The sequence below is a fragment of the Candidatus Aminicenantes bacterium genome (assembly GCA_026393795.1).
In the GTDB taxonomy this organism is placed as follows: domain Bacteria; phylum Acidobacteriota; class Aminicenantia; order UBA2199; family UBA2199; genus UBA2199.
In genome coordinates, this window is the sequence record JAPKZL010000010.1 from 1 (window position 1) to 4,192 (window position 4,192).

The window sequence follows — 4,192 nt, forward strand, 5'->3', positions numbered from 1 at the left end:
GATGCTGACGATCTCCAGCGAGCGGAGATTGTCCACCTCGATTAGCTGCACGCTCTCCTGCCGGTAATCGGGGAACTGGGCGGCAAAGCCGCCGGCGATCGCCTTGGCCGCCTCCAACTTGGATTTTTCATTGATCGGCGGCGGCTCCTTGTTGACGATCACCACGTTCATCGACGGCGAAAACTCGCCGCCCTGGCTGAGGCGGACGATGGAGACGGACAGGCTGCTGCTGTTAAGACTATCCGCCAGATTGGCCGGGAGCTGCGGGCCGTACTGTCGCATGATGGCATCGAAATTTTCCCGGTTCAACGTCAGCCAGCCCTCGGGAGCGCGGATGGCGAAGGCATTCGGGATGTCCCGGTAGGATCCCGGCTCAATCGACTGCCCCTTGGGATTGAGTAGCAGGTACAAGGCCAGGGCGAAAGGGAGCATCAGCAGCAGGTAGACCAGCCAGCTCAGCGAACGGCCGGCCGAATGGCTGGCCGTGGCCTCCGGGGAACGCGCCGCTTGCGGCGCCGCTCCGTTGAACATGCTGGCCTTGCGGGTCGGATCACTGGTTGTTGACCCAGGCTGGACGGATGCCACTGTTCCTGCCGGCTTTGCGGAATCCGCGCCTGAGCCGGACTGCCAGCGGGAGAAAATGATATGACAATTTTGACAGGAGAGCCAGCCGTCCGATTGCTCGTTCCCGCAGCTGGGACATTTCATCGCCTACCTCCAGGTGGATTGAGCACCTACCGGCCGATTTTATGGGAAATTTCACAGAATTGCAATAGTTGGCTCGTTCCCGGTTGCACAGGCAATGGACTGTCCTGAACTTTCATTGATCGATCTTGCCTCGATCTAATTCGGAAATAATTTATGGAATTGCCGTACAAATATCAAGCAACCCTCCGTCTGAAACTCACTTCGCGAGCACGTCTCCCCTGAGTTCTCCTGCTAGGAATCACAGATCGCCGACTTCGCTGATCAGACGGGTCCGCAACTCGCTACCGTTCTGGCCGTTGGTCATGATGACGATGCCGGAACCTTCGCTCCGCTTGAACCGCGCAATACAGGCGAAGCCGGTACGACTGGGGCCGGAGGAACCGTTACAATTCTAGTTCAAGACTAGGGGAAAACTCACGGCTGTACTGTCGATAATTCCCCAACAGGTACCGGAGGTTACGCCGTTAGGCGTGACCGAGATTGAAATGGTAAGGTTCACGCTGTGGCTGTGACCATTCACGGAAAAGTCGAAACCTGAATTGATATTCTCATTTAAAATAACCTCGGTTAAAGTGCTTCCGGTAACCGTTCCGGTTTCAGTCCACGATCCGGTCACTTCAAACCCGGACGACACTGTCGTATGGTTGAACGTAGTCGTAATCATCCAATCGCCGGCTACGCCTCCATCGGTGCATACCGTTAATTTTAAGTTCCCCAGCCAGGTCGCAGTTCCGTCGTAGCCGGGCACCGGCGTATTCCCGAACGCTTGTTGGTCAGAGATGCAAGTGACTGGGGTCGCCTCGGTTTTAGCGGCGGGATTGTCCACAACCATGGGGTCAGCATGCCGTTGCAACTCGTTTGTGAATCCGGCGATAGTTAATCCAGTTTGAGACATCATTTCTATGATGGCCTGGACTTCCTCCTCGCTTTCCTTCTTCGAGCTGCAGCCGGCAAGCACAAGCATCACCCCGGCCAGGGCCAACACCGTTTTTGTATATTTCATGATTCATCCTCCTTTTTTAACTTGGTTGATAAGAAAATTACTGTTTCGAGGATTTGAGACGCGGCGATTGAACATATTCTTTTGATGATGCTGTCACACATTTTTGGATTCTGCGGCCAAAAAAATTAATTGTCAACAGCCCGCAATGAGCATTATTTTTATTTGCCCAGCCATTTTTCTAATGCGTGCGCTGGGATACAATTCGATTGCGAAGCGGGAAAATGAAAGGGGGCGTTGCGCCCCCTATTCAATTGCGGAAATTTTAACTCTTGCCGTTTAATTTCCGTTCACTGCTTAACGCATGGAGGTCAATAGTTAAAGTTACATGGAGGGCAAAAAGGAGATGTTGATATTGTAGGTGGTGTGATTGAAAATGACCTCACCGGTCAGGCGCACGTTGGCCAGGTCAAAATAGATGATGTCGCTGACAAAAGATACGTCATAGTTGACGGCCAGCAGGCGCAGGGTCAGATTCACGTTGAACGTCTCCTGCAGCCAACCCTTGTCGACATGGGTGATGATCGTGCCGTCGCCCTGGACGATCTCCATGCTCATCGCCCGCGAGTCGAAGGGATCGAGGTTGACGGCGGCCAGGTGGATGGAGGTGTCGGCGTCAGCCGAGTAGTCGGTATGCCCCATGACTGAGCCCTGGATATGGATGCCGTTGTAATTCCCGCCCGGCGTCCAGTCGATCGGCCCGCCGAGCTGCCCCAGGGGGATATTGGCCACGGCGTCGGAGATGGCGTCCTCCTGGGCCAGGTGCATCATCCAGAGGATCGTCCTGCTGATGTATTCGACGTCGGCCTGGGTGATGTTAAACGTGTCATCGGCTTTTTTGCAGCTGCCCAGCAAAAAGCAGACAAAGAGAATGACGACTAACCTGGTTTTGATTACTTTTCCCATGTTCCTTTCCTCGCCTTTCTCGCTTCATTCTGTGCCCCCGCGAATTGTTTGTCAAGGCAAAATCAGAAAAATGTCTGCAATTCATCTCTGTTTTTTTCAAAAAAAAACTTACCATTGCCAATAAAAAACCGTTCTGCTAAAATTTTATCATGATCTGCAAGAAATGCGGCATGGCCAACGATAGTCCGGAGAGCTTCTGCAGGCGCTGCCGGGCCGAGCTGCTAATGCCGGCTGAAGGCAATGCCGAAAAGGTCAAACCGTCCAGCGACATCACGCTAATCTCAAGCCGCTCTATTTTCCCGGAAAATATAATCAAAGGTCGCTTCAAGGTAATCGACGTGCTGGGCCGGGGCGGGATGGGCGAAATCTTCCTGGCCGAAGACAACCAATCTCGAGGGAAAGTGGCCATCAAGAGCATACGCAGCGCCCTCATCCGCGACCGCGGCGCGCAAACGCGCTTCCGGAGCGAAGCCCGAACAGCCTTGCTGCTCAATCACCCCAACATCTGCACCATTTATGAAATCGCCAGGGAAAATGAGCGCGAATACATCGTCATGGAGTACGTGGACGGCGTGACCCTCGACCAGCTGCAAAAAATGAAGCAGCTTACCCAGACCCAAATCGTCGACATCGCCCTGCAGGTTGCTGAGGGCATGATCGCGGCGCAGGCGCAACATATCGTGCATCTGGACATCAAACCCGGCAACATCATGATCAACAAAAGCGGCCTGGTCAAAATCCTCGATTTCGGCCTGGCCGAATTACGCCCCCGCAAAACCGCGGATAGAAAAACCAGGCGGCACGAACCAGGCCTGAGCGAACCGGGCGTCGTCATGGGCAGCGTATCTTACATGTCCCCGGAGCAGGTTGAAGGTCAGGATCTCGACGGCGGCAGCGACATTTTTTCGTTCGGCGTGATACTGGTCGAATTGCTGACCGGGAAAAACCCGTTTTCCGACCGCAATCAAATCGTCACCCTGTACAACATCCAGTATAAGGAAATCAAGCTCAGCAAGGATATCCCGAAGGCTTTGCAAAAAATCGTCCGCAAAACCCTGCAAAAGGCGCGCGAGCGCCGTTACGGCAATTTCGAGGAAATCAAAACTGACCTGATCGCGGCCCGGGAATCAATGGCATAATCCGTTTTATGTTCCCAGTGTCTCCCTGATTTTCTGTGACAATTTTTCAATTTGAAAAGGCTTCTGGAGGAAGCCGTTGCAGCCGCGCTCCATGATATGTTGCGCTTCGCCATTCAGGCTGTAGCCGCTGGAAAGGAGAACCCTGACTTCGGGATTGATCGTGCGTAGACGATCAAATGTCTCGGAACCCGATATTCCCGGCATGACCATATCCAGTATGACGAGATCGATTGTATTTCTCTTTCCCTGGTAGGCAGCGATCGCTTCCTGCCCGTTGCCGGCGGTATGGACGGTGTATCCCAAGGCTTCCAGCATTTCCTTGCTCACCGTCAGACCTGTTTTTTCCTCCTCCACCAGCAAAACGGCCTCCGTGCCCCTGACGAATTATTTGGACGGCGGCTCGTCCTTGACCACGTCCTTCTCAGAGGCAGGCAAATAG

The 4,192-nt window shown here is 53.7% G+C and carries 5 protein-coding genes; 1 reads left to right on the top strand and 4 read right to left on the bottom strand.

Annotation, left to right across the window (positions count from 1 at the left end; genetic code table 11):
- The 3 genes from NTW95_00500 to NTW95_00510 all read right to left on the bottom strand — a co-directional run.
- Positions 1 to 585, bottom strand: a 585-nt coding sequence (locus NTW95_00500; protein ID MCX6555905.1) for a hypothetical protein, incomplete at its 3' end; no start/stop codon positions are given.
- Between the two features lie 514 nt (positions 586 to 1,099).
- Positions 1,100 to 1,711: a hypothetical protein gene (locus NTW95_00505; GenBank protein MCX6555906.1), complete on the bottom strand. Its 612-nt coding sequence runs from the start codon at positions 1,709 to 1,711 to the stop codon at positions 1,100 to 1,102.
- Positions 1,712 to 2,032: 321 nt separating this feature from the next.
- Positions 2,033 to 2,614: a hypothetical protein gene (locus NTW95_00510; GenBank protein ID MCX6555907.1), complete on the bottom strand. Its 582-nt coding sequence runs from the start codon at positions 2,612 to 2,614 to the stop codon at positions 2,033 to 2,035.
- Positions 2,615 to 2,763: 149 nt separating this feature from the next.
- Between NTW95_00510 and NTW95_00515 the strand changes: the two genes are divergently transcribed.
- The gene (locus NTW95_00515; GenBank protein ID MCX6555908.1) at positions 2,764 to 3,753 is read left to right on the top strand and encodes a serine/threonine-protein kinase; all 990 of its coding nucleotides are present in this window, start codon (positions 2,764 to 2,766) and stop codon (positions 3,751 to 3,753) included.
- A gap of 6 nt (positions 3,754 to 3,759) precedes the next feature.
- Here NTW95_00515 and NTW95_00520 read toward each other — a convergent pair whose 3' ends face one another.
- Positions 3,760 to 4,107 carry a response regulator gene (locus NTW95_00520; protein MCX6555909.1) on the bottom strand — a complete coding sequence of 116 codons (348 nt, stop codon included), beginning with the start codon at positions 4,105 to 4,107 and terminating at the stop codon, positions 3,760 to 3,762.
- Between the last annotated feature and the right edge of the window lie 85 nt (positions 4,108 to 4,192).